This window comes from Methylobacterium sp. TK26 (assembly GCF_055361565.1).
On record NZ_CM143965.1, the window covers coordinates 944,400 to 964,579 of the forward strand.

Here is a 20,180-nt window from a genome sequence, read left to right on the forward strand (position 1 = left end):
GCCGTTGTCCCTGCCTCGGCGGGCGACTCGTGATCTTCAGATCCGCCATCGAGCCCCTTGGTCCGGGTGTTCTCGTTCGGTGATCGCAGGGCGGGACGGGATTCCCGCTTGCGGTGAATCGGTGCGCATGCGGCCTTTACAGCGGCGGCGCGCCGGGCTTGGCTGTCCGGGCGGGGCGCCGGAACTGGCGTTCACCCACACCATCAATCGGCCGAAAGGAAGGCACGATGGCCTTGAGCGAGGGGGCTTCCGCCCCGGATTTCGACCTGCCCGCCTCGGGGGGAGGGCGCATCGCACTGGCTGCGCTCAAGGGACACAAGATCGTGTTGTACTTCTATCCTAAGGACGACACGAGCGGTTGTACTCTGGAAGCCCAGGGATTCAACGCCCTCCTGCCGGCCTTCGAGGCGGCTGGAGCGCGAATCATTGGAATGTCACCCGATCCGGTGAAGAGCCACGACAAGTTCTGCGGCAAGTACGGGCTCGCCTTCCCCCTCGCCTCGGACGAGGACAAGGCGGTGCTGGGCGCCTACGGCGTCTGGGTCGAGAAGAGCATGTACGGGCGCAAGTACATGGGCGTCGAGCGGACCACCGTCCTGATCGACCGGGAGGGGACGGTCGCGCGGATCTGGCCGAAGGTGAAGGTGCCGGGCCATGCCGAGGAGGTGCTCGAGGCCGCCCGCGCCCTGCCGTAGAGGAATAGGATCCGCACGGATCCTTAACCGTGATCGGGTCTGAATACGGGGAACGCCTTCGAGCCTCCCGAATGATTCGAACGATTTCCGCCCACTTACAGGATGGGGCGCCCCGGCGCTTCAGGCCGTGGCTCGGCGCGGGACTCGCGGTGAGCCTGCTCTGGTCGGGCACCGCGACCTACCTCGTCCTGTTCCGGGACGAGGCGCTCGGCCGGATCGTGGCCGGGCAGGTGGCGATGCGCAACGCCTACGAGGCGCGGATCGCCGGGCTGCAGGAGCGCGTCGACGGCGCCCGGCAGGAGGGCGCCGAGGCGCGGGCGAGCCTCGCCGCACGGGTCCAGGGCGCCCTGGACCGGCAGGCCGAGCTGGAGCGCCGGCAGGCCGCCCTCTCGGGCCTCATCGACACCGCCGCCACCGGATCCCTTCCCGGCTCTTTGCCCGGCTCTCTGCCCGCCTCGGCGCGGGCCTACGCCGCGCCCCTGACCGGGTTCGAGCTGCGGCAGGATTCGCCCGCCGAGGCCGCCCCCGCCCCCTGGCCCGCCCCCCGGTCCGACCGCCGCAGCACCCTGGAGACCGAAGATGGGCTGATCCGCCTCGAAGCCCGCCTCGGCGGGCTGGAGGAAGCGCAGGGCGCCCATCTCGGGCGCCTCGCGCGGGGCGCCGAGACCGGCATCGCGCGCCTGCGCGCCGTCGTCGCCCGCGCCGGGATCGATCCCTCGCGCCTGCTGCCGCCCGCGCCGGGCGAGCGGGTCGGCGGCCCCCTCGTGCCCCTCGACGCGACGGCCATCCAGCAGCAGGGCTTCGACGGCGGCCTGAGCCTCGTCGGCCGGCTGATCGGTAACGGGCAGCGCCTGCGGCAGGCCGTCGGGGACCTGCCCCTGCGCAGGCCCCTCTCCGGCGAATCCAGCCTGTCGAGCCCGTTCGGGCCCCGGCTCGATCCGTTCACGCGGGGCCTCGCCCTGCATACCGGCCTCGACTTCAAGGCCGAGTACGGCGAGCCGGCACGGGCCACGGCGCCGGGCGTCGTCACCGAGGCCGAATGGGCCGGCGGCTACGGCAACATGGTCGAGCTCACCCATGGCCACGGGCTCGCCACGCGCTTCGGCCACTTGGCCCGCATCGTGGTGCGGCCGGGCCAGCGCATCGCGGCAGGCGACGTGATCGGCTATGTCGGCTCCACCGGCCGCTCCACCGGCGCGCACCTGCATTACGAGACCCGGATCGACGGCGAGCCGGTGGACCCGCAGCGCTTCCTGGAAGCCGGCCGCTCCCTCGACGGCCTGCGCCCAAGCGGCGGCTGATCGCCCCTCCGGTCACGGAGAACTCGACGGCGGCACGCCTTTGCGCGACATCTGGCGGGATAGCGGATTCTCCAACGCGCGAGCGCAGTGCCCTTGCCCCACTTCGATGACTTCTACGCCGCCAAGCTGCGCGGCTCGCTGGGCGTCACGGACGCCGAATCGGTGCTCGACCTGCGCGGGGCCAACAAGGCGACGGCCGAAGCCTCCCTGCGGGAGATGATCGAGCGCAGCCGCTTCGCGAAGGGCAAGACCGTCGCCGTGCGGCTCGATCCCCCGCCGGAGGGCGGCGGCGAGACCCTGTTCCAGCCCGCCGGACGGCTTCTCCTCGACGCCAAGCGCCGGGGCCTCGTGGAGCGCCTGCAGACCCTGCCGGCCCAGGACGGGCTCGGCTTCTACGTCGCCCTCACCGGCCGGGCCGAGAAGGCGGGGGCCTGAACGGATGGCCCCGCTCGCGCGTTGAGCGGGGTCCACACAGCCCTGGTCCCATGCCCAGCGTCCCGTCTGCGAAGACCATCCCCGGCGGGCGCAACGCCATCGAACGCCTCGCCCGCTACGGCTACGGCGCGCGGGGCACCGTCTACGTCCTCGTGGGCGGCCTCGCCCTGCTGGCGGCCTTCGGCGGCGGAAGGCCGGGGGACAGCCACGACGCCCTGCGCACCGTCCTCGTCGGGCCGTTCGGCATCGTCCTCGTCGGGCTGATCGCGCTGGGGCTCCTGGCCTTCGCCCTGTGGCGCGCGGTGGAGGCGGTGACGGATGCCGACCGGCGCGGCACCTCCCTGAAGGGCCTCACGACGCGCGGCGCCCACCTCGTGAGCGCGCTGCTCTATCTCGGGCTGGCCGGCACGGCGGCCTCGCTCTGCCTCGGGCTCGGCTTCGGCGGGGGCGACGGCGTGCATGACGGCACGGCGTGGCTGCTGGCCAAGCCCATGGGCCGGTGGCTGGTGGCCCTGGTCGGCCTCGCCGTGGCGGGCACGGCCGTCGGCTACCTCGCCCGCGCCTGGAAGGGCGACACGACGGCCCGCCTCGCCCTCGACGGTGAGGCGCGGCGGCGCTGGGCCGAGCCGACCGGCCGGTTCGGCTACGCGGCGCGGGGCGTGGCGTTCCTGATCATCGGCGGCTTCCTCGCCGCCGCCGCATGGCACCAGAGCTCGGCCGAGGCGAAGGGCCTGGGCGACGCCTTCGTGCTGCTGCGGAGCCAGCCCTACGGCATGGTGCTCCTCGCCCTGGTCGCCGCCGGCCATATGGCCTTCGGCGCCTTCGGCCTCATCCAGGCCCGCTACCGCCACATCGACGCCCCCGACGTCGACCGGGTCGACGACGAGGCGATGGCGGCGGTGCGCCGGCTGGCCTGAACGGGAAAAAAACCTCGATCACCCTTGACCGATTTGTATCACTGAGTGATACAAATCGTGACGGGTGGGACGTACGGTGGCGATCCTCAGCTTTGCGAACGAGTCGACGCAGGCCGTCTTCGATGGCCGGCATCCCAAAGGCCTACCGGCTTCGATTCTCGTGACGGCGCGGCGCAAGCTCCGTCAGATCCACGCCGCCGCCTCGCTCAACGATCTAAGGGCGCCCCCTGGCAACAGGTTGCACACGCTCACCAGGGATCGGGCGGGCCAGCATGCGATCCGGATCAACGATCAGTTTCGGATCTGCTTTCGTTGGACTGAGATGGGTCCGGCCGACGTTGAGATCGTCGATTACCACTGACTGGGGCATCGCCCCCCTCCGCGAGGAGACACCGATGGCCATTGCATACGAGACCGACACGGTCCTTCCGCCGCTCCACCCCGGTGAGGTGCTGCGCGAGGACTTTCTGATTCCATTCGGCCTGTCGGCGGGGACGGTGGCGCGCGCCTGCCATGTGCCGCGAACCCGCATCGAGCGGATCGCCGCCGAGCAGATCGGCATCTCGACGGACACGGCCCTCCGGCTCGGCCGGTACTTCGGCACGAGCCCGGATTTCTGGCTCAATCTGCAACGTCAGTATGAGGTCGAGACGCTGACCCGCAGCGTCGGCTCAGAGATCGCGCAGATCGCCCCCCTGAGCCGCGAAGCGGCCTGACCCGCCCTCAGAGCCCCACGGGGCGTCCGGCGGCGACGACGAGCATCTTGCCGTCGGCGAAGGTGCGGGCGGCGGCGCGGCGGATGTCCGCCTGGGTCACGGCCTCCACCATCGCGTTGCGGCGGGCGATGTAGTCCATGCCGAGATCCTCGAAGGCGATCTGCACCAGCTGGTGCGCGATCTTGGTCGAGGTGTCGAAGCCCAGGGCGTAGGACCCGGTGAGGTAGTCCTTGGCCTTCTGCAGCTCCTCGTCGGAGGGACCTTCCGTGATGAGCCGGCCGATCTCGTCGCCGATCACCGACAGGGCCTCGCCGACGCGCTCGTTCTTGGTGGCGGTGTAGCCCCAGATCATCGCCGCCGAGCGGTGGCTGACCAGCGACGTGCCCACCGAATAGGCGAGGCCGCGCTTCTCCCGCACCTCTTGGAACAGGCGCGAGGTGAAGGCGCCGCCGCCGAGCACATGGTTCAGCACGTAGGCGGGGATGAAGTCCGGGTCGCGCCACGGGATGCCGGCCATGCCGAAGCGGATGACCGATTGCGGCACGTCGAGATCGACCACGATCTTGCGGTCGAGCTCCTTGATCTGCGTGCGCGGCACGGCGGTCAGGGCGCCGGCCTCGGGCAGGGCGCCGAAGGCGCGGGTGAGGGCCTCCGCCAGGGCCTCGGCCCCGATGGCGCCCACCGCCGCGACCTTGATCCGCCCGCGCCCGATCAGGCGCGCATGCATGGCGAGGATGTCCTCGCGGGTGATCGCCGCCACGCTCTCGATCGTGCCCGACGAGGGCCGGGCATAGGGATGCCCGTCGAAGGCTTCCTTGAAGAACCGGCGGGAGGCCATCACGCCCGGATCGTTCTGCTGGTAGCGCAGACCCGCCATCACCTGCGCCCGCACGCGCTCGATGGCGTCCGGGTCGAGGCGGGGCTTGGCCAGCGCCAGGGCCAGGAGGTCGATGGCCTCGTCCGCGTGCTTGAGCAGCATCTTCAGCGAGCCGCCCAGCGCGTCGGGGCCGGCATGGAAGGAGAGCTCGATGGCCCGCGCAGCCAGCCGCTCCTGGAAGGCGTCGGAGGTCAGGTCGCCCGCGCCCTCGTCGAGGAGACGGGCCAGCATCTGCGCGCAGCCGGCCTTGCCCTCGGGGTCCTGGGCAGCGCCGCCCTCGAAGGTGAAGGACAGGGCGATCATCGGCACGACGTTGGACTCGACGTGCCACGCCTCGACGCCCGGAACGGCCACGACCGGCAAGGCCGTCGTGGGGCTCGTGGCGTTCTGCGTGTCTGTGTCGGCCAGGTTCATGGCAGCCTCGTGTGTTCTCGTTGCGGTCGCGGGCGGGAGACGGTTCAGGCGAACCTACTCGGCGGCCAGCGCGACCGGGGCGTCGGGGTCCCGGGCCTTGGTGAGGTAGCCGGTCACGGAACGGGCGGGGGAGAGCCAGCGCTCGCAGGCCGCCTGGAGGCGCTCCCGCGACACCGCCTCGATGTCCGTCGGCCAGCGGCGGACGTCCTCGATGGATTCGCCGATGGCCAGCGCCGAGCCGTAGATGCGGGCGAGGGAGGACTGGCTGTCCGACGAGTAGACGGTCTCCGCCACGAGGCGGGTCTTGGCCCGCTCGATCGCGTCGGGGGCGAGCGCGTCCGCCGGGGCGCGGGCCAGCACCCGGTCGAGGGCGGCTTCCAGCTGCTCCAGGCTCACGCCCTCGGCGGGCACGGCGTAGACGGAGAAGCGGGTGTCGTCGATGGCCGAGCCCATGTACCAGGCGCCGGCATTCACCGCGATGCCCTGCTCCAGCACCAGCTTGCGGTAGAGGTAGGAGGTCGAGCCGCCGCCCAGCACCTCGGCCAGCAATTCGAGGTCGTGGCAGCCGCCATCCGTGGCGGTGATGCAGGATGGGGCCAGATAGAGCCGCTGCAGCGTCGGCTGCTCGACCTTCGGGTCCGCCACCGAGACCCGGCGCAGGGCGCGGGGCTCCGGCTCGCGGGGGCGGCGGCGCTCCGGCCGGGCGCCGCGCGGGGCGACGCGGCCGTAGGTGTCGTCGGCCAGACGGCGCACCTCGTCCGGGGTCACGTCGCCGGCCACGATCAGGATCGCGTTCTCGGGCGTGTAGAAGCGGTTGTAATAGTCGAGGGCGTGCTCGCGGTTCAGCCCCTCGATCTCGTGCATCCAGCCGATGATCGGGATGCCGTAGGGGTGGTGCACGAAGAGCGAGGCCGCCATCGCCTCGGAGAGCTGGGCGGAGGGGTCGGTCTCGACCCGCATCCGGCGCTCCTCCAGCACCACGTCGCGCTCGGGCGCCACCACCGCGTCGTCGAGGACGAGGCCGTGCATCCGGTCCGCCTCGAAGGCCATCATCGTGCCGAGATGGTCGCGGGCGACCCGCTGGAAATAGGCGGTGTAATCGTAGCTGGTGAAGGCGTTCTCCTGGCCGCCGAGGCCGGAGACGGCCTTCGAGAAGGCGCCCACGGGGTGCTTCTCGGTGCCCTTGAACATCAGGTGCTCGAGGAAGTGGGCGATGCCGGACTGGCCGAGCGGATCGTCCGCCGACCCGTTGCGGTACCAGATCATGTGGGTCGCCACGGGCGCCCGGTGGTCGGGCACCACCACCACGTCGAGGTTGTTGTCGAGGGTGAAGGACGAGACCTCCGGCCCACCGGCTTCGGAGCCCCCGAAGGCGGCGGCCTCCCCCCGCCCGGCGGTGGCCGCGAAGCGGGTGCCCCGCATCGGGGGGAAGAGGGTCGGCGTGCCCGTCCTGAAGAGGTGCATCAAGCTTGTCCTTACCCGGCTCCGCCCTCGGCGACCCCTCCCTGACGGGCGGGCCGGAACGCGGAGCCTTTGCGATTCCCGGCGGCAAGAGCCGTACCGGGAAAGTCCCTATGTTGCCGTCGTCGGCCCGTGTCGCAACTGCGCCACGGTATCCCGCACGGACGCGCCCGGCCTCAGCGCCGCTGCTGCGACCGGAGGTAGGCGCCCGGATCGGCCTCCTCGCGCTCGGCGCTGGCGTTCTTCACCGGCTCGCCATCGGTGCGCACGAGCTTCTTCGGCGCCTGCCGGTAGCCCTTCGGCGGCTCGACCAGCGTCTCGCGGGTCGGCTCGACATCCGCGGCCTGCTTGTCCTCGCTCTTGCCCTTGAACAGTTCGAGCGGGTCCAGCCACGACGCGCGGCGGGCGTTGTCGCCGGGCTTGTCCTCGGCCTCGGTGGTGAGGTTCGCCCCGGCGCGGCGGCCGGCGCGCATCTCATCGACCGACATGGTCGCGTTGTTGTCGTTGTAGCGGCCGGCGGTCTGGTTGCCCTTGGGCACCCGGCGCTCCTCGACCTCGCGCTCGCGGGCGACGATCTCGGGGTCCTTCGGCCAGGCCGCGTTCTTGGCGCGGGCGCGGGGCGCGGGCAGGGCGTTGCCGTCGAGCTTCGGCGGCATCACCAGCGGCGCGCGCTCATGATAGTCGATCGGCGCCTGCTGCTTTTCGAGGAGGCCGATGCCGGAGAGGGCGTCGCGCATCAGCTCGCCGCTCTGCTGCGCCTGGGCCGAGCCCGCCGCGACGACCGGGAAGAGGGCCGCCACGGAGAGGAGGAGTCGAAGCCTGCGTTGCGCGCTCATGCTACCTCACGGGTGCCGGCCGAGGATTCGGCGCGGGGACGGCCGCCACGCGGCCTAATCCGACGGAGACCGGGGTGAAACCGGTTTCCGGCGATCGTATGGCGCCTTGACCACGCTCGACCAGTCCAGATGTACTGGGAGGCCCTGTGTGTTCTGCGCATCACGGCCCTGGCGCGGCGTTGTCGCGCGCCCGCCCGGCGGTCGCGGGGATGAGGCTATCGAGGATCAGCCCGATCACGCCCGCCACGATGGCCGCGTCCGCGACGTTGAACACGTACCACGACCACCCGCCCGCATGGAGGTGGACGAAATCGAACACCGCCCCGTAGACGGCCCGGTCGACGGCGTTGCCCAGCGCCCCGCCGACGATGAGGCCGAGCGCCACGGCCAGCAGCCGGGAGCCGGCCCGCATCATCCAGAGGCCGAGCCCGAGGGCGGCGGCGAGGGAGAGCGCCACCAGCAGCCAGCGGCCGAAGGCGCCGTCCTGCTGGAACATCCCGTAGGAGACGCCCCTGTTCCACACCACCACGAGGTCCGTATAGGGCCCGTAGCGCCAGGGCTGGGTGAGCACGAGGTCCGTGCCGAAATACAGCCCGAGCTTCGTCGCTTGATCGGCGACGAAGGTGAGGGCGAGGGCGAGAAGGCCCGCGCGGGGAGGGGTGAGCCTCACGCCGCGCTGGCCTCCGGATGCGCCGCATCCCATTCCCGCAGGGCCTGCGCGTCGCGCGGGGTCACCTCGGGGAAGTCCGCGTCGGTGCCGACCTCGGGGCTGACCCGCCAGGAGCGGGCGCATTTGCGGCCCTGCGCCGGGGCCGGGACCACGGCGACACCCTTCACCTCGTCGAGGCGGAAGGCCTCGGCCGGGCCCTCGCCCGCCTCCACCGCGATGGCGGAGGTGATGCAGGTGTCCGCGAAGGCGGTCAGGCCCAGGGACTCCACCGCCGCGCGCAGGTCGGCATCCGCGATGTGGACCTTGGGCGCGGCCTCCAGGCTCGCGCCGATGCGCTTGGCGGCGCGCTCGATCTCCAGCGCCCCCGTCACCACCCGGCGGACCCGGCGGATCTTCTGCCACTTCGCCGCCAGCGCGTCGTCGCGCCAGGAGGCGGGCGTCTCCGGCAGGGTCTGCAGGTGGACCGAACCGTCCTCGGACGGAGTGCGGTCGAGCCACGCCTCCTCCGCGGTGAAGGCCAGGACGGGTGCGAGCCACACCACGACCCGCTTGAAGGTCTCGTCGATGACCTGCAAAGCCGCCCGCCGCGTCACCGAGGAGATCGGGTCGCAGTAGAGCGCGTCCTTGCGCACGTCGAAGTAGAAGGACGACAGGTCGCCCGTCATGAACCCGTTGAGCAGGGCCACGACCCGCTTGGTGTCGTAGGTGGCGTAGGCCTCGCGGATCTCGCCATCGAGTTCGACGAGCCGGTGCAGGATCAGCCGCTCCAACTCCGGCATGTCCTGGAACGCGACGTCATCGCCGGGGACGCGGTGCGCCAGCGAGCCCAGCATCCAGCGCAGGCTGTTGCGCAGCTTCCGGTAGGTTTCCGCGAAGGTCTTGATGATCTCCGGGCCGATGCGCAGGTCGTCGGTGTAGTCGGAGGCCGCCACCCAGAGGCGCAGGATGTCGGCGCCGGAATCCTTGATGACGCTCTGCGGGGCGACGACGTTGCCCTTCGACTTCGACATCTTCAGGCCCTTGCCGTCGAGGACGAAGCCGTGGGTCAGCACCACGTCGTAGGGCGCCCGGCCGCGGGTGCCGGAGGATTCGAGCAGCGAGGACTGGAACCAGCCGCGATGCTGGTCCGACCCTTCGAGGTACATCACCTTGTCCTGCCCGCCGTCACGGATCCGCGTGACGCCCGAGAGGCCGGGGAAGGCTTCAGGATCGTCCAGCACGAAGGCGTGGGTCGAGCCGGAATCGAACCACACGTCGAGCACGTCCATCACCTGCTCGTAGGAGGCCGGATCGTGCTCGGGGGCGAGGAAGCGGGACGCCGCGCCGGGGGCGAACCACGCGTCGGCGCCCTCGGAGGCGAAGGCCGCATGGATACGGGCGTTGACGGCCTCGTCCTTCAGGACCTCGCCGGTCTCCTTGTGGACGAACACGGTGATCGGCACGCCCCAGGCGCGCTGGCGCGAGACCACCCAATCCGGCCGGTTGCCGACCATGCCGTCGATGCGGTTCTTGCCCTGCGGCGGCACCCATTGCGTGTCGTTGATCGCCTGCACGGCGACCTCGCGGAGCGTCCGGTTGCCGAGGGCATCCACCGGCCGGTCCATGGCGATGAACCATTGCGGCGTGTTGCGGAAGATGACCGGCTTCTTCGAGCGCCAGGAATGCGGGTATTGGTGGCGCAGCACCCCGCGCGCGACCAGCGCCCCGGCTTCCGTCAGGGCGGCGATGACCGCCTTGTTGGCGTCGCCCTTCTCGCCCTTCTCCGTGTAGACGCGGCGCCCCTCGAAGCCCGGCGCCGCCTTGGTGAGGGTGCCGTCGGCATCGACCGTGTAGGGGATCGTGGTGTCGATGCCCCGCTCGGCGAGGCGCCGGCCGGAGGCCATCCAGAGCTCGAAATCCTCGCGGCCGTGGCTCGGCGCGGTGTGGACGAAGCCCGTGCCGGATTCGTCGGTGACGTGGTCGCCGTCGAGCAGCGGCACGTCGAAGCCGTAGCCGAGGCCCGCCAGGGGATGGGCGAGGGTGAGGCCCGCAAGCGCGTCGGCGGCGACGTCCGAGACCCGCTCGAACGCCTCGACGCGGGCGGCCTTGAACACCGTCGCGGCGAGCGAATCGGCGAGGACGTAGGTCTCGCCGGGCTTGGCCCAGTTGTCCTCCGGCGCCGCCGTCACCCTGTAGAGCCCGTAGGCGATCTTCCTGGAATAGGCGACGGCACGGTTGCCCGGCATCGTCCAGGGGGTGGTCGTCCAGATCACGACCCGCGCATCGGGGAAGGCTTCGCCGCCCTGGGTGATGGGGAAGGCGGCAAAGATCGTGTCGGAGACGTGCTCCTCGTACTCGACCTCGGCCTCGGCGAGCGCGGTCTTCTCCACCACCGACCACATGACCGGCTTCGAGCCGCGATAGAGCTGGCCGGTGACGGCGAACTTCATCAGTTCGTCGGCGATGGCTGCTTCCGCCGGGAAGGCCATGGTCGCGTAGGGATGGTCCCAGTCGCCGGTGACGCCCAGCCGCTTGAACTCCTCGCGCTGCACGTCGAGCCAATGCGCGGCGAAGGTCCGGCATTCCTGCCGGAACTCGATCACCGGCACGTCGTCCTTGTTGCGGCCCTTGGCGCGGTACTGCTCCTCGATCTTCCACTCGATCGGCAGGCCGTGGCAGTCCCAGCCGGGGACGTAGTTGGCGTCCTTGCCGAGCGCCCCCTGGCTGCGGACGATCACGTCCTTCAGGATCTTGTTCAGCGCCGTGCCGATGTGGATGTTGCCGTTGGCGTAGGGGGGGCCGTCGTGCAGCACGAATTTCGGCCGCCCCGCCGCCGCCTGCCGGATCGTCTCGTACAGGCCGATCCGCGCCCAGCGCTCCAGCAGCAGCGGCTCGCGGGTCGGCAGCCCGGCGCGCATCGGGAACTCGGTGCTCGGCAGGAATAGGGTCTTGGAATAGTCGCGGGCCGGCGCGGCGGGCGCGTTCGTGTCGGGGGTGGTCATCGGGTCTCGCAAGGTCGGGCCGATCGGGCGGCCAAAAGGGGGCGCTGGGGACAGGCGGCGGATCCCGGCCGTCCGCGAAAGCCCTGCCGCACCACGCGCGCGGGCCCTCAGGCGGCGGCCGGGCTCGTAATTCGCCGTCCGCCGGGAGCGGGGCGCGATGCGCGGGGAGGGACCATCCCGCCTCTCTAGCAGCCGGCCCCGGCGGATGCCAGCGGGAGGGCGGAGGGGCCCTGCAACGATTCGCGGCTCCGGCCGTTCGCTGAGGAGCCGATGTCCGGCTACGCTTCAGGAGGAATGCCCGTGAGACTCTCCCTCAGAACCGCCCTCGTCGCGGCCGCGCTCGCCGCCGGTTCCCTCACCGCCGCGATGCCGGCGCAGGCCCAGGGTCTGGTCGGCGGCGTGCAGCGCGGCGCGGCCGAGGGTGATCGCGTCGGCGGCCCCATCGGCGGCGTGGTCGGTGGCGCGGTGGGCGGCGCGGTCGGCACCGTGAACGGGGCGCTCGGCATCGATCCGGGCCGGCGGGCCTACCGCACCGACATGCGCTCGCGCCGGGCCTACCGCCGCGCCCATCACCGCCGGCATCACCGCTGAGAGCGGGGAGGGCCGGGGCTCTGGGCGCCCCGGCCGCTCACGCCGTCCGGCGAAGGGTGTCCTGCGCGAGGAGATACAGCCCCGAGCCGATGACGATCATCGCGCCGACGATGGTCCAGCGGCCCGGCAGGTCGCCGAACAGCAGGAAGCCGAGTGTCACCGACCAGAGCAGCTGCGTGTAGATGAACGGCGCGAGGACGTTGGCCGGCGCCCGCGCATGGGCCAGCACGAGGAGCCAGTGGCCGATCGTGCCGAACAGGGCCACCGCCAGCAGCAGCGCCCAATGGCTCCATTGCGTGGGGTTCGACCAAATCCAGGGCAGCAGCGGCGCCATCAGGGCGACGCCCGCGAGCCCGGTGTAGAACATGGTCGTGGCGGTGGAATCGTAGGAGGCGAGCTTGCGCGTCACGATGGCGTAGAAGGCGTAGACCAGCACGTTCGCCACGCTGAGCAGGGCGGCCGGATGCATGGTGCCGACGCCGGGGCGCACGATCACCAGCACGCCGAGGAAGCCGATACCGATGGCGGTGAGCCGGGCGCGGGACGACCATTCCCCGAGCAGCGGCCCGGCGAGCAGGGCGACGGTGAGCGGCGCGGCGAACTGGATCGAGATGGTCTCGGCCATCTGCAGGTAGCGCAGGGCCATGAAGTTCAGGGCCGTGGAGGCGAAGAGCAGCAGGGAGCGCACCATCTGCAGGCCGAGCCGGCGGCTGCGCACCACGCTCGGTGTCCGCACCGGGTTCACGAAGACCGAGATCATCGCGACGCTGGCGGCGTAGCGCATGAAGGTCGTGACCAGGGGATCGACCCCCGCCCGCGCCAGGGTCTTGCCGCAGGCATCGAGGCTCGCGAAGAAGGCGACCGCGCCGCACATGAGCGCGATGCCCACCATCCGGCGGCGCCGTGCGGCCTCGGCCTCACTGGCGGTGGCGATCCCGGCCGGTGCCGGGACGGTGGAGGCGGAACTGGCCATCGATGCGAATCGTGAGGGGCGCGGAGGACCGCGACGCTAAGGGCTCAATGCCATGCGCGGCACGGCACAGGTAGGCGCGGCGGCGCAACCGAACCATGCGGCGAGGGCGCGGGACGCGCGGGCGCCGCTCACCCCTCGTTAACGCTTCGGCGCGTCAGCGCTTCGCGGTCTTCTTGGGGGCGGTGGCGGTCGCGATGAGGGCGGCCAGATGCGACTGATCGAGGGCCAGCGGCTGCGGCGCGCGGGCCTGGGCCGGGCGCGAGGCCAAGGGAGCCGGCGCTTCGGGGGCCGGCGCCACGGCCTGCCGCGTCTCGGCGGCCGGCGGCGGCGCGCTGGCGCGGGGCGAGATCGAGCCCGTCATCTCGGGATCGGCGATGCTGGCGATGGCGGGGGTGGTCAGCCCGTCCGAATCCCGCTGCAGGCGCAGGGCCCAGTGGATCCCGGTGGAGAGGGCGGCGACGGCCAGGATGGCCTTGATCCCGCTTGTGAGCAGGGAACGCATGCAATCGAAACCCGAGTGAACGCCCGAACGATGGACCGGATCCCGGCCCATCGCGACCTTCGCACCGGAGCGTGAAGAAAGCGGGAAGACGAAGGGGTGCCCCCTGCTCCGCTTCGGGACAAAGGCGTTTCAACCGGGGAGGGAAATTGAGTGGGCCTTGCGCCTGATCCGCGGTTCCTGTTCCCCGCGCCTCCGACACCCCTGCAGCCGCTCGGCCCACTAAGCCTCACAGGCGCGGGCCAGAGAACTGGTCCGGACCGCCCCGTCACTGCCGACCCCGCTACCATGCAGGCCCGAGAGGGCTCGCGAAACCGTCAGGCGCATCGGCCACGGGGAAGGCCCGTGTAAGGGGTCGCACGCGAGCCGGCAACCGAAGCCGGGCGGTGACCCGGCGCCGCATGGTGCGCCCAATGGGGGCGCTGGGACTTCGACCTCAGCGGAGCGAGCCGCAGAAGCGCTGGATGCGGCGGCAAGCCTCTTCCAGCACCGCGTCCGAGGTGGCGTAGGAGATACGCAGGTTCGGGCCGAGCCCGAAGGCCGAGCCGTGCACCGCCGCCACGCCCTCGGCCATCAGCAATTCGGTGACGAAGTCCTCGTCGGTCTCGATCACCTTGCCGCCCTCGGTGCGCTTGCCGATCGTCTCCGCGCAGGACGGGTAGACGTAGAAGGCGCCCTCCGGCGTCGGGCAGGTCAGGCCCTTGGTCTGGTTCAGCATGGAGACCACGAGGTCCCGGCGCTTCTGGAAGGCGGCCCGGAAGACGGCGAGGTGGTCCTGCGGACCCTCCAGGGCGGCCACCGCCGCCCATTGGGCGATGGTGGTGGCGCCGGAGGTCTGCTGGCCCTGCACGAAGTCCATGGCCTTGATGAGCTTTTCGGGCCCGGCGGCGTAGCCGATGCGCCAGCCGGTCATGGCGTAGCCCTTCGAGACGCCGTTCATGGTCAGCGTCCGCTCGTAGAGGGCGGGCTCGACCTGGGCCGGTGTCACGAACTCGAAGTCGCCGTAGGTCAGGTGCTCGTAGATGTCGTCGGTCAGGACGTGCACGTCCGGATAGCGGAGCAGCACGTCGGTGAGCGCCTTCATCTCGGTGCGCGAATAGGCAGCGCCGGAGGGGTTCGAGGGCGAGTTGAGGATGATCCACTTGGTCTTGGGGGTGAGCACGCGCTCCAACTCGGCCGCCTGGAGCTTGAACCCGTCCTCCATCCGCGTCTCGGCGAAGACCGCCGTGCCGCCGCACAGGCCCACCATCTCCGGGTAGGAGACCCAGTAGGGGCGGGGGATCACCACCTCGTCGCCGGGGTTCAGCGTGGCGAGCAGCGCGTTGTAGAGGATGTGCTTGCCGCCCGTGGCGACGATGGTCTGCGACGGCTTGTAGTCGAGCCCGTTCTCGCGCTTGAACTTCTTCGCGATGGCCTCGCGGAGCGGCACGATGCCGGAGACCGGCGGATAGCGGGTCTCGTTGCGGTGGATCGCGTCGATGCCGGCCTGCTTGATGTGGTCGGGGGTGTCGAAATCGGGCTCGCCGACCGAGAGGGAGATGACGTCAACGCCCGACGCCTTCAGCTCGCGGGCCTTCTGCGTCATCAGGATGGTCGCGGAGGGCTTCACCCGCGAGAGGACGTCGGCGAGGAAGGCCATGGGGTCGCGTGCTCCGGTGGAAAACGGCGCGGACCCTAGTCCCGCGGCCGTGAGCCGGCAAGCATCGCGCGACTCACGGAATTCTTGATAAGATGGCCCTGTGATCGGGAGACGGACATGCCCAGGGGCGAGACGATCAGCGTGACCATGGCGCCGGAGACCCTGCAGGCCGTGCGCGAGCGCGTCGCGGCGGGGGAATACGCGTCGCTCGATGCCGCGCTCGACGACGCCGTGCGCGCCCTCCAACGGCAGCGCCGGGAGCAGGCCGAGCACCTGGACTCGATCCGCGCGCGGATCAGGCGCTCGCTGGACGATCCTCGGCCGGATCTGACCAGCGAGGAGGTTCAGGACGACCTCGACAGACTGTTCGCCGAAGCGGAGCGCGACTTCCGCCGTGCGTAGGATGCGCGTGACGTTCCGCCCCCAAGCGCGAAGCGATTTCAGAACCATCTTTCGAATGGTCCTTGATCGGAGCCAGGATGTCGCCACCGCCCGGAGATTTACGCAGCGGATCAAGGATCGATGCGAGCGGATCGGGGACGCACCCTATGCCGGTCGCCCCCGCGACGATCTGGAGGTGGGGCTGCGGACCATCGCGTTCGAGCGTTCCGCGGTGATCGCTTACACGATCGACCAAGACCGGGTGCGGATCGACAACATCTTCTACGGCGGACGAGACATCGCAGGTTTCTACGACGCAGAGGGAGAGACCGGCGAGTCGGTGCCGTAGAGCCGAACCCTCCCGCACCGCCCCCTGCGCCCCCATGTCAGGGGCATGATCCCGCTTTCCGTCCTCGACCTCTCCTTCGTCTCGTCCGACTCGACGCCGGCGCAGGCGCTGCACGACACGCTGGCGCTCGCCCGGCATGTCGATACCCTCGGTTACCGGCGCTACTGGCTCGCCGAGCATCACGCCCTGCCGAACGTGGCGAGCCCGGCGCCGGAGATCATGATCGGCCAGATCGCCGCCGCGACGACCCACCTTCGGGTCGGATCGGGCGGGATCATGCTGCCGAACCACGCGCCGCTGATGGTCGCCGAACGCTTCCGGGTTCTGGAGGCGCTGTTCCCCGGCCGGATCGACCTCGGGATCGGCCGGGCGCCGGGCACCGACGGCGTCACCGCCCGCGCCCTGCGGCGGCGGGAGGCGCCCTCGGGCAACGGCGGCGACGACTTCCTCGACCGGCTGCAGGAATTGCTGTTCTGGGACGGCGGCTTTCCCGAAGGACACCCGTTCGGCGAGATCCAGGCGACCCCGGCGGGCGTGGCGCTGCCGCCGCTCTTCCTGCTCGGTTCGTCCGATTACAGCGCGCAGCTCGCCGCGCAGATCGGCGCCGGCTTCGCTTTCGCGCAGCATTTTTCCGGTATTCCCGCCGAGGGGCCGATGCGCGCCTACCGGGAGGCGTTCCGGCCCTCGCGCCTGGGATCGGAGCCCCACGCGATCCTGGCCGTGGCGGGGATCTGCGCGGAGACGGACGCGGAGGCCGAGCGCCTTGCCTCGAGCACCCGCCTCTCGACCCTGCGGCGGGAGCGGGGCGAGTACCGCCCCCTGCCGAGCCTCGTGGAGGCCCTTGAGTATCCCTACTCCCCCTCGGAGCAGGCGAGGATCGAGCGGGGCCGCGACCGGCTGCATGTCGGCTCGCCGGCCACCCTGCGCCCGCACCTCACGGCGCTGGCCGAGTCGGTCCAGGCCGACGAGCTGATGATCGTCACGGCCATCCCCGACCAGGCGGCGAGGCGCGATTCGTATCGCCTGCTGGCGGCCTGATCCGGGGATTCCGAAGGGCGTGGCGCCCTTCGGCGGGGTGTCGGGGCAGGACCCCGGTACGCTGAGCGGGCAGGACCGTCGCAGGGACGATCACGCGTCAGCGACCGAACAGGCGCTTCAGGCTGCCGAGGAATCCGCCCGAAGAGGCTTCAACTTCCTGCCGCTGGGGCGCGGAGACCGCCTCCTTGCGCGGGGCCAGGATAAGGCCGAGGGCGGCCGTGTCCGTGGTCTCGCGGTCGATCAGGATGAAGCTCCCGGTCTCGCGGTTGTCGGCATAGGCGTCCACCGCCACCGGCCGGTCGAGGGTGAGGCGCACGTCGGCGATGTCGTTGGCGGACAGGCGCTCGGCCGGGCCGGGCTTGCCGGTCTCGGGATCGATGCGCGAGACGATGGCCTGCACCGTCGCCGTCACCGTGGCGGTGCCGACCTTGGCGAGGAGGCTCGCCCCCGGCGCGAGGTCGGTCTCGGCGGCCCAGAACAGGCGGGCGTCGAGGGTGTCGAGGGCCTGGAGCGGCGCGCCCTCGGCGGCGATCACCTGACCGCGCGAGGCGTCGATCTGCTCGGCGAGCACCAGGGTGACGGAGAGGTCGGCCCCCGCCTCGGGCAGGTCGCCGTCGGCGGTGTAGATGCGCTCCACCGTGGCGGTGCGGCCGCCCGGCTGCACGCTCACCCGGTCGCCCGGCCGCACGGTGCCGCTGGCGATGCGTCCGCTATAGCCCCGGAACTCCGAATTCGGCCGGTTCACCCACTGGACGGCCATGCGGAACGGGGCGTTCAGCGCCTCCTCGCGCACGGGCACGGTCTCCAGGAAGGTGAGCAGGGTGCCGCCCGTGTACCAGGGGGCGTTCACGCCCGGATCCACGACGTTGTCGCCGTTCTTGGCCGAGAGGGGGATCGCCCGGATCTCGGCGAAGTTCAGGCCCGCGGCGAACTCCGAAAACCCCTTCACGATCTCGGCGAAGCGGTCCTGCGACCAGCCGATCATGTCCATCTTGTTGACGGCCAGGACCACGCGGCGGATGCCGAGGTTCGACACCAGCAGGGCATGGCGGCGGGTCTGGCGGGTGAGGCCCTGGCGGGCATCGACGAGGATCACCGCCACGTCGGCGGTGGAGGCGCCGGTCGCCATGTTGCGGGTGTACTGCTCGTGGCCGGGGGTGTCGGCCACGATGAACGAGCGCTTGTCCGTGGAGAAGAAGCGGTAGGCGACGTCGATGGTGATGCCCTGCTCGCGCTCGGCCTGAAGGCCGTCGACGAGGAGCGCGAGGTCCATCTCCTGGCCTTGCGTGCCGTGCTTGCGGGAATCCCGGCGCAAAGCGGTGATCTGGTCGTCGAAGATCTGCTTGGTGTCGTGCAGCAGCCGGCCGATCAGGGTCGACTTGCCGTCGTCCACCGAGCCGCAGGCGATGAAGCGCAGCACTTCCTTGTCGCGGTGCGTCTCGAGGAAGGCGGCGTAATCCTGCGCGACGGAGGACGCCTGGAACGCAGTTTTGGGCGGGTGGATGGTCATCAGAAGTAGCCCTCCTGCTTCTTGCGTTCCATGGCGCCGGCGCCGTCCTTGTCGATCACGCGGCCCTGCCGCTCCGAGGTGCGGGCGGCCAGCGTCTCGGCGATGATCTCCGGCAGGCTCGCGGCCTCGCTCTCGACCGCCCCGGTCAGCGGGTAGCAGCCGAGCGTGCGGAAGCGGACGACCCGCTCCTGCGGGGTCTCGCCGGGGTTGAGCGGCAGGCGCTCGTCATCGACCATGATGAGCTGGCCCTCGCGCTCCACGACGGGGCGCGGCGCCGCGAAGTAGAGCGGCACGATCGGGATGTTCTCCTGCTCGATGTAGAGCCAGATATCGAGCTCGGTCCAATTGGACAGCGGGAAGACCCGCAGCGACTCGCCGCGCTTCTTGCGGAGATTGTACAGGTGCCACGGCTCGGCCCGCTGCCGCTTCGGGTCCCAGCGGTGCTGGGCCGTGCGCAGGGAGACGATGCGCTCCTTGGCGCGGCTCGCCTCCTCGTCGCGGCGGGCGCCGCCGAAGGCCGCATCGAACTTGTGCTGGTCGAGGGCCTGACGCAGGGCCTGCGTCTTCATCACGTCGGTATGGACCTCGGAGCCGTGGCTCACCGGCCCGACGCCGCGCGCCAGCCCGTCCTGGTTGGTGTGGACCAAGAGGTCGAGGCCGAGTTCCTTCGCCCGGGAATCGCGGAAGGCGATCATCTCCCTGAACTTCCACGTCGTGTCGACATGGAGCAGGGGGAAGGGCAGCTTGCCCGGCGCGAAGGCCTTCAGCGCCAGATGCAGCAGGACGGAGGAATCCTTGCCGATGGAATAGAGCATCACCGGGTTCTCGGTCTCGGCGACCGTCTCCCGGAAGATGTGGATGGCCTCGGCCTCCAGGCGCTTGAGGTGGCTCAGGCGGGCGGGGGAGGGGGAGGTGGCAGTTTCAGGCCGCAGGGCGGCCGTTGCGGCGCTCATCGGGCGAACTCCGGCTCACGGGTTTCGGGGGTGGGCTCGAATGCGGCGGCCTCGATCGAGGCAGGCTCCTGGCCCGGCTGCACCGAGGCGCCGGGGCGGCCGACATGCAGCCCGCATTCCTTCTTGTCTTCCTGCTCCCACCACCAGCGGCCGGCACGCTCCGGCTCGCCGACCTTCACCGCGCGGGTGCAGGGGGCGCAGCCGATCGAGGGGAAGCCCCGGTCGTGCAGGGTGTTGTAGGGAACGAAGTTCTCGCGCACGAACAGGTCGATCCGCTCCCGCGTCCAGTCGGCCAGCGGGTTCAGCTTCACGAGGTCGCGCTCGGCATCGTAGGCCGCCAGCGGTGTCGCGGCGCGGTTGGCCGATTGCCCGGCGCGCAGGCCGGTGAGCCAGCCGGCGGCGCCGTCCAGCGCCCGGCCCAGCGGCTCGACCTTGCGGAAGCCGCAGCAGGCCTGCCGCGCGGCGACCGAGCGGCGGAAGCCGTTGATGCCCGCGTCCCGCACGAAGGCCTCTTCGGCCGCCCGCTCGGGGACGTAGGCGAGGATGCGGATGCCGTAGGCGGCCTCGGTCTCGACCCAGGTCTCGTACGTCTCGGGAAAGAGCCGGCCGGTGTCGAGGGTCGCGATCTCGATCCGCGTGCCCGCCAGCTTGGCCATGGCGATGGCGTGGGTGAGCACCTGATCCTCGATGCCGAGGCTTGTGGTGAAGACCAGCCGGCCGGGCACCTCGCGGGCGATCAGGGCGAGGCGGGCGGGAAGATCGAGGGCGGCGAGGCGGGTGGCGAGTGCGCCGACCCGCGCCTCGGCCTCCCTGGGATCCGTAAGGGACATGATGGTCTGCTCCTGCGCCGGCCCTGTGGACGTGGGGGGCCGCGCCGGTTGTCGAGGGGTCGAAATGTTCGCTATACCGAACGAAGTCAAGGCGACGGGGGCGATTCGCACCCC

21 protein-coding genes are annotated in these 20,180 nt (G+C 71.0%); 10 read left to right on the plus strand and 11 right to left on the minus strand.

The window, feature by feature from the left end:
• Positions 1-227: 227 nt before the first annotated feature.
• The 6 genes from ACXJ1Y_RS04625 (at position 228) to ACXJ1Y_RS04650 (ending at position 4,064) form a co-directional block, all read left to right on the plus strand.
• Complete coding sequence (locus ACXJ1Y_RS04625) at positions 228-695, plus strand: peroxiredoxin (protein WP_463848971.1); 468 nt, start codon at positions 228-230, stop codon at positions 693-695.
• Between the two features lie 71 nt (positions 696-766).
• Positions 767-1,996: a peptidoglycan DD-metalloendopeptidase family protein gene (locus ACXJ1Y_RS04630; RefSeq protein WP_463848972.1), complete on the plus strand. Its 1,230-nt coding sequence runs from the start codon at positions 767-769 to the stop codon at positions 1,994-1,996.
• A gap of 93 nt (positions 1,997-2,089) precedes the next feature.
• Complete coding sequence (locus ACXJ1Y_RS04635) at positions 2,090-2,431, plus strand: hypothetical protein (RefSeq protein WP_243952912.1); 342 nt, start codon at positions 2,090-2,092, stop codon at positions 2,429-2,431.
• A 50-nt stretch (positions 2,432-2,481) separates the two neighbouring features.
• Positions 2,482-3,348, plus strand: coding sequence for a DUF1206 domain-containing protein (locus ACXJ1Y_RS04640; RefSeq protein ID WP_463848973.1), 867 nt, complete (start codon positions 2,482-2,484; stop codon positions 3,346-3,348).
• 76 nt (positions 3,349-3,424) lie between these two features.
• On the plus strand, positions 3,425-3,709 hold the full coding sequence (locus ACXJ1Y_RS04645) for a type II toxin-antitoxin system RelE/ParE family toxin (protein WP_463848974.1): 285 nt from the start codon (positions 3,425-3,427) through the stop codon (positions 3,707-3,709).
• A gap of 34 nt (positions 3,710-3,743) precedes the next feature.
• On the plus strand, positions 3,744-4,064 hold the full coding sequence (locus ACXJ1Y_RS04650) for a HigA family addiction module antitoxin (RefSeq protein ID WP_463848975.1): 321 nt from the start codon (positions 3,744-3,746) through the stop codon (positions 4,062-4,064).
• Positions 4,065-4,071: 7 nt separating this feature from the next.
• Here the strand turns inward: ACXJ1Y_RS04650 and ACXJ1Y_RS04655 are convergent, their stop codons facing one another.
• The 5 genes from ACXJ1Y_RS04655 to ileS form a co-directional block, all read right to left on the minus strand.
• Positions 4,072-5,355 (minus strand): M16 family metallopeptidase, encoded by a 1,284-nt coding sequence (locus ACXJ1Y_RS04655; protein ID WP_463848976.1) that lies wholly within the window; start codon positions 5,353-5,355, stop codon positions 4,072-4,074.
• Between the two features lie 54 nt (positions 5,356-5,409).
• Entirely contained in the window at positions 5,410-6,819 is a 1,410-nt protein-coding gene (locus ACXJ1Y_RS04660) for a M16 family metallopeptidase (protein WP_463848977.1), read from the minus strand.
• A 173-nt stretch (positions 6,820-6,992) separates the two neighbouring features.
• The gene (locus ACXJ1Y_RS04665; protein WP_463848978.1) at positions 6,993-7,652 is read right to left on the minus strand and encodes a hypothetical protein; all 660 of its coding nucleotides are present in this window, start codon (positions 7,650-7,652) and stop codon (positions 6,993-6,995) included.
• 160 nt (positions 7,653-7,812) lie between these two features.
• Positions 7,813-8,355: a signal peptidase II gene (lspA, locus tag ACXJ1Y_RS04670; protein WP_463848979.1), complete on the minus strand. Its 543-nt coding sequence runs from the start codon at positions 8,353-8,355 to the stop codon at positions 7,813-7,815.
• Entirely contained in the window at positions 8,319-11,303 is a 2,985-nt protein-coding gene (ileS, locus tag ACXJ1Y_RS04675; RefSeq protein WP_463848980.1) for an isoleucine--tRNA ligase, read from the minus strand. Before ileS ends, lspA begins: the two co-directional genes overlap by 37 nt.
• A 294-nt stretch (positions 11,304-11,597) precedes the next feature.
• Between ileS and ACXJ1Y_RS04680 the strand changes: the two genes are divergently transcribed.
• Positions 11,598-11,894 (plus strand): hypothetical protein, encoded by a 297-nt coding sequence (locus tag ACXJ1Y_RS04680; RefSeq protein WP_409564624.1) that lies wholly within the window; start codon positions 11,598-11,600, stop codon positions 11,892-11,894.
• A gap of 37 nt (positions 11,895-11,931) precedes the next feature.
• Here ACXJ1Y_RS04680 and ACXJ1Y_RS04685 read toward each other — a convergent pair whose 3' ends face one another.
• The 3 genes from ACXJ1Y_RS04685 to ACXJ1Y_RS04695 form a co-directional block, all read right to left on the minus strand.
• Positions 11,932-12,867, minus strand: a complete 936-nt coding sequence (locus tag ACXJ1Y_RS04685) for a DMT family transporter (RefSeq protein ID WP_463848981.1) — start codon at positions 12,865-12,867, stop codon at positions 11,932-11,934.
• A 154-nt stretch (positions 12,868-13,021) separates the two neighbouring features.
• A complete protein-coding gene (locus tag ACXJ1Y_RS04690; RefSeq protein WP_463848982.1) occupies positions 13,022-13,369 on the minus strand; it encodes a hypothetical protein in 348 nt (115 codons plus the stop codon).
• A gap of 433 nt (positions 13,370-13,802) precedes the next feature.
• Positions 13,803-15,005: a pyridoxal phosphate-dependent aminotransferase gene (locus ACXJ1Y_RS04695; protein ID WP_463848983.1), complete on the minus strand. Its 1,203-nt coding sequence runs from the start codon at positions 15,003-15,005 to the stop codon at positions 13,803-13,805.
• 117 nt (positions 15,006-15,122) lie between these two features.
• On the opposite strand from ACXJ1Y_RS04695, the gene ACXJ1Y_RS04700 reads away from it, so the two are divergent.
• From ACXJ1Y_RS04700 to ACXJ1Y_RS04710, 3 genes are read left to right on the plus strand one after another with little or no spacing between them, the layout of a single operon-like run.
• The gene (locus tag ACXJ1Y_RS04700) at positions 15,123-15,407 is read left to right on the plus strand and encodes a ribbon-helix-helix domain-containing protein (protein WP_463848984.1); all 285 of its coding nucleotides are present in this window, start codon (positions 15,123-15,125) and stop codon (positions 15,405-15,407) included.
• Between the two features lies 1 nt (position 15,408).
• Positions 15,409-15,735 (plus strand): type II toxin-antitoxin system RelE/ParE family toxin, encoded by a 327-nt coding sequence (locus ACXJ1Y_RS04705; RefSeq protein WP_463848985.1) that lies wholly within the window; start codon positions 15,409-15,411, stop codon positions 15,733-15,735.
• Between the two features lie 45 nt (positions 15,736-15,780).
• Positions 15,781-16,773 (plus strand): LLM class flavin-dependent oxidoreductase, encoded by a 993-nt coding sequence (locus ACXJ1Y_RS04710; protein ID WP_463848986.1) that lies wholly within the window; start codon positions 15,781-15,783, stop codon positions 16,771-16,773.
• Positions 16,774-16,870: 97 nt separating this feature from the next.
• Here ACXJ1Y_RS04710 and cysN read toward each other — a convergent pair whose 3' ends face one another.
• From cysN to ACXJ1Y_RS04725, 3 genes are read right to left on the minus strand one after another with little or no spacing between them, the layout of a single operon-like run.
• Positions 16,871-18,283, minus strand: coding sequence for a sulfate adenylyltransferase subunit CysN (cysN, locus tag ACXJ1Y_RS04715; protein WP_463848987.1), 1,413 nt, complete (start codon positions 18,281-18,283; stop codon positions 16,871-16,873).
• Positions 18,283-19,236: a sulfate adenylyltransferase subunit CysD gene (gene cysD, locus ACXJ1Y_RS04720; RefSeq protein WP_463848988.1), complete on the minus strand. Its 954-nt coding sequence runs from the start codon at positions 19,234-19,236 to the stop codon at positions 18,283-18,285. The genes cysN and cysD overlap by 1 nt, the downstream gene beginning before the upstream one ends.
• Positions 19,233-20,066 (minus strand): phosphoadenylyl-sulfate reductase, encoded by an 834-nt coding sequence (locus ACXJ1Y_RS04725; RefSeq protein WP_463848989.1) that lies wholly within the window; start codon positions 20,064-20,066, stop codon positions 19,233-19,235. The genes cysD and ACXJ1Y_RS04725 overlap by 4 nt, the downstream gene beginning before the upstream one ends.
• Positions 20,067-20,180 lie beyond the last annotated feature (114 nt).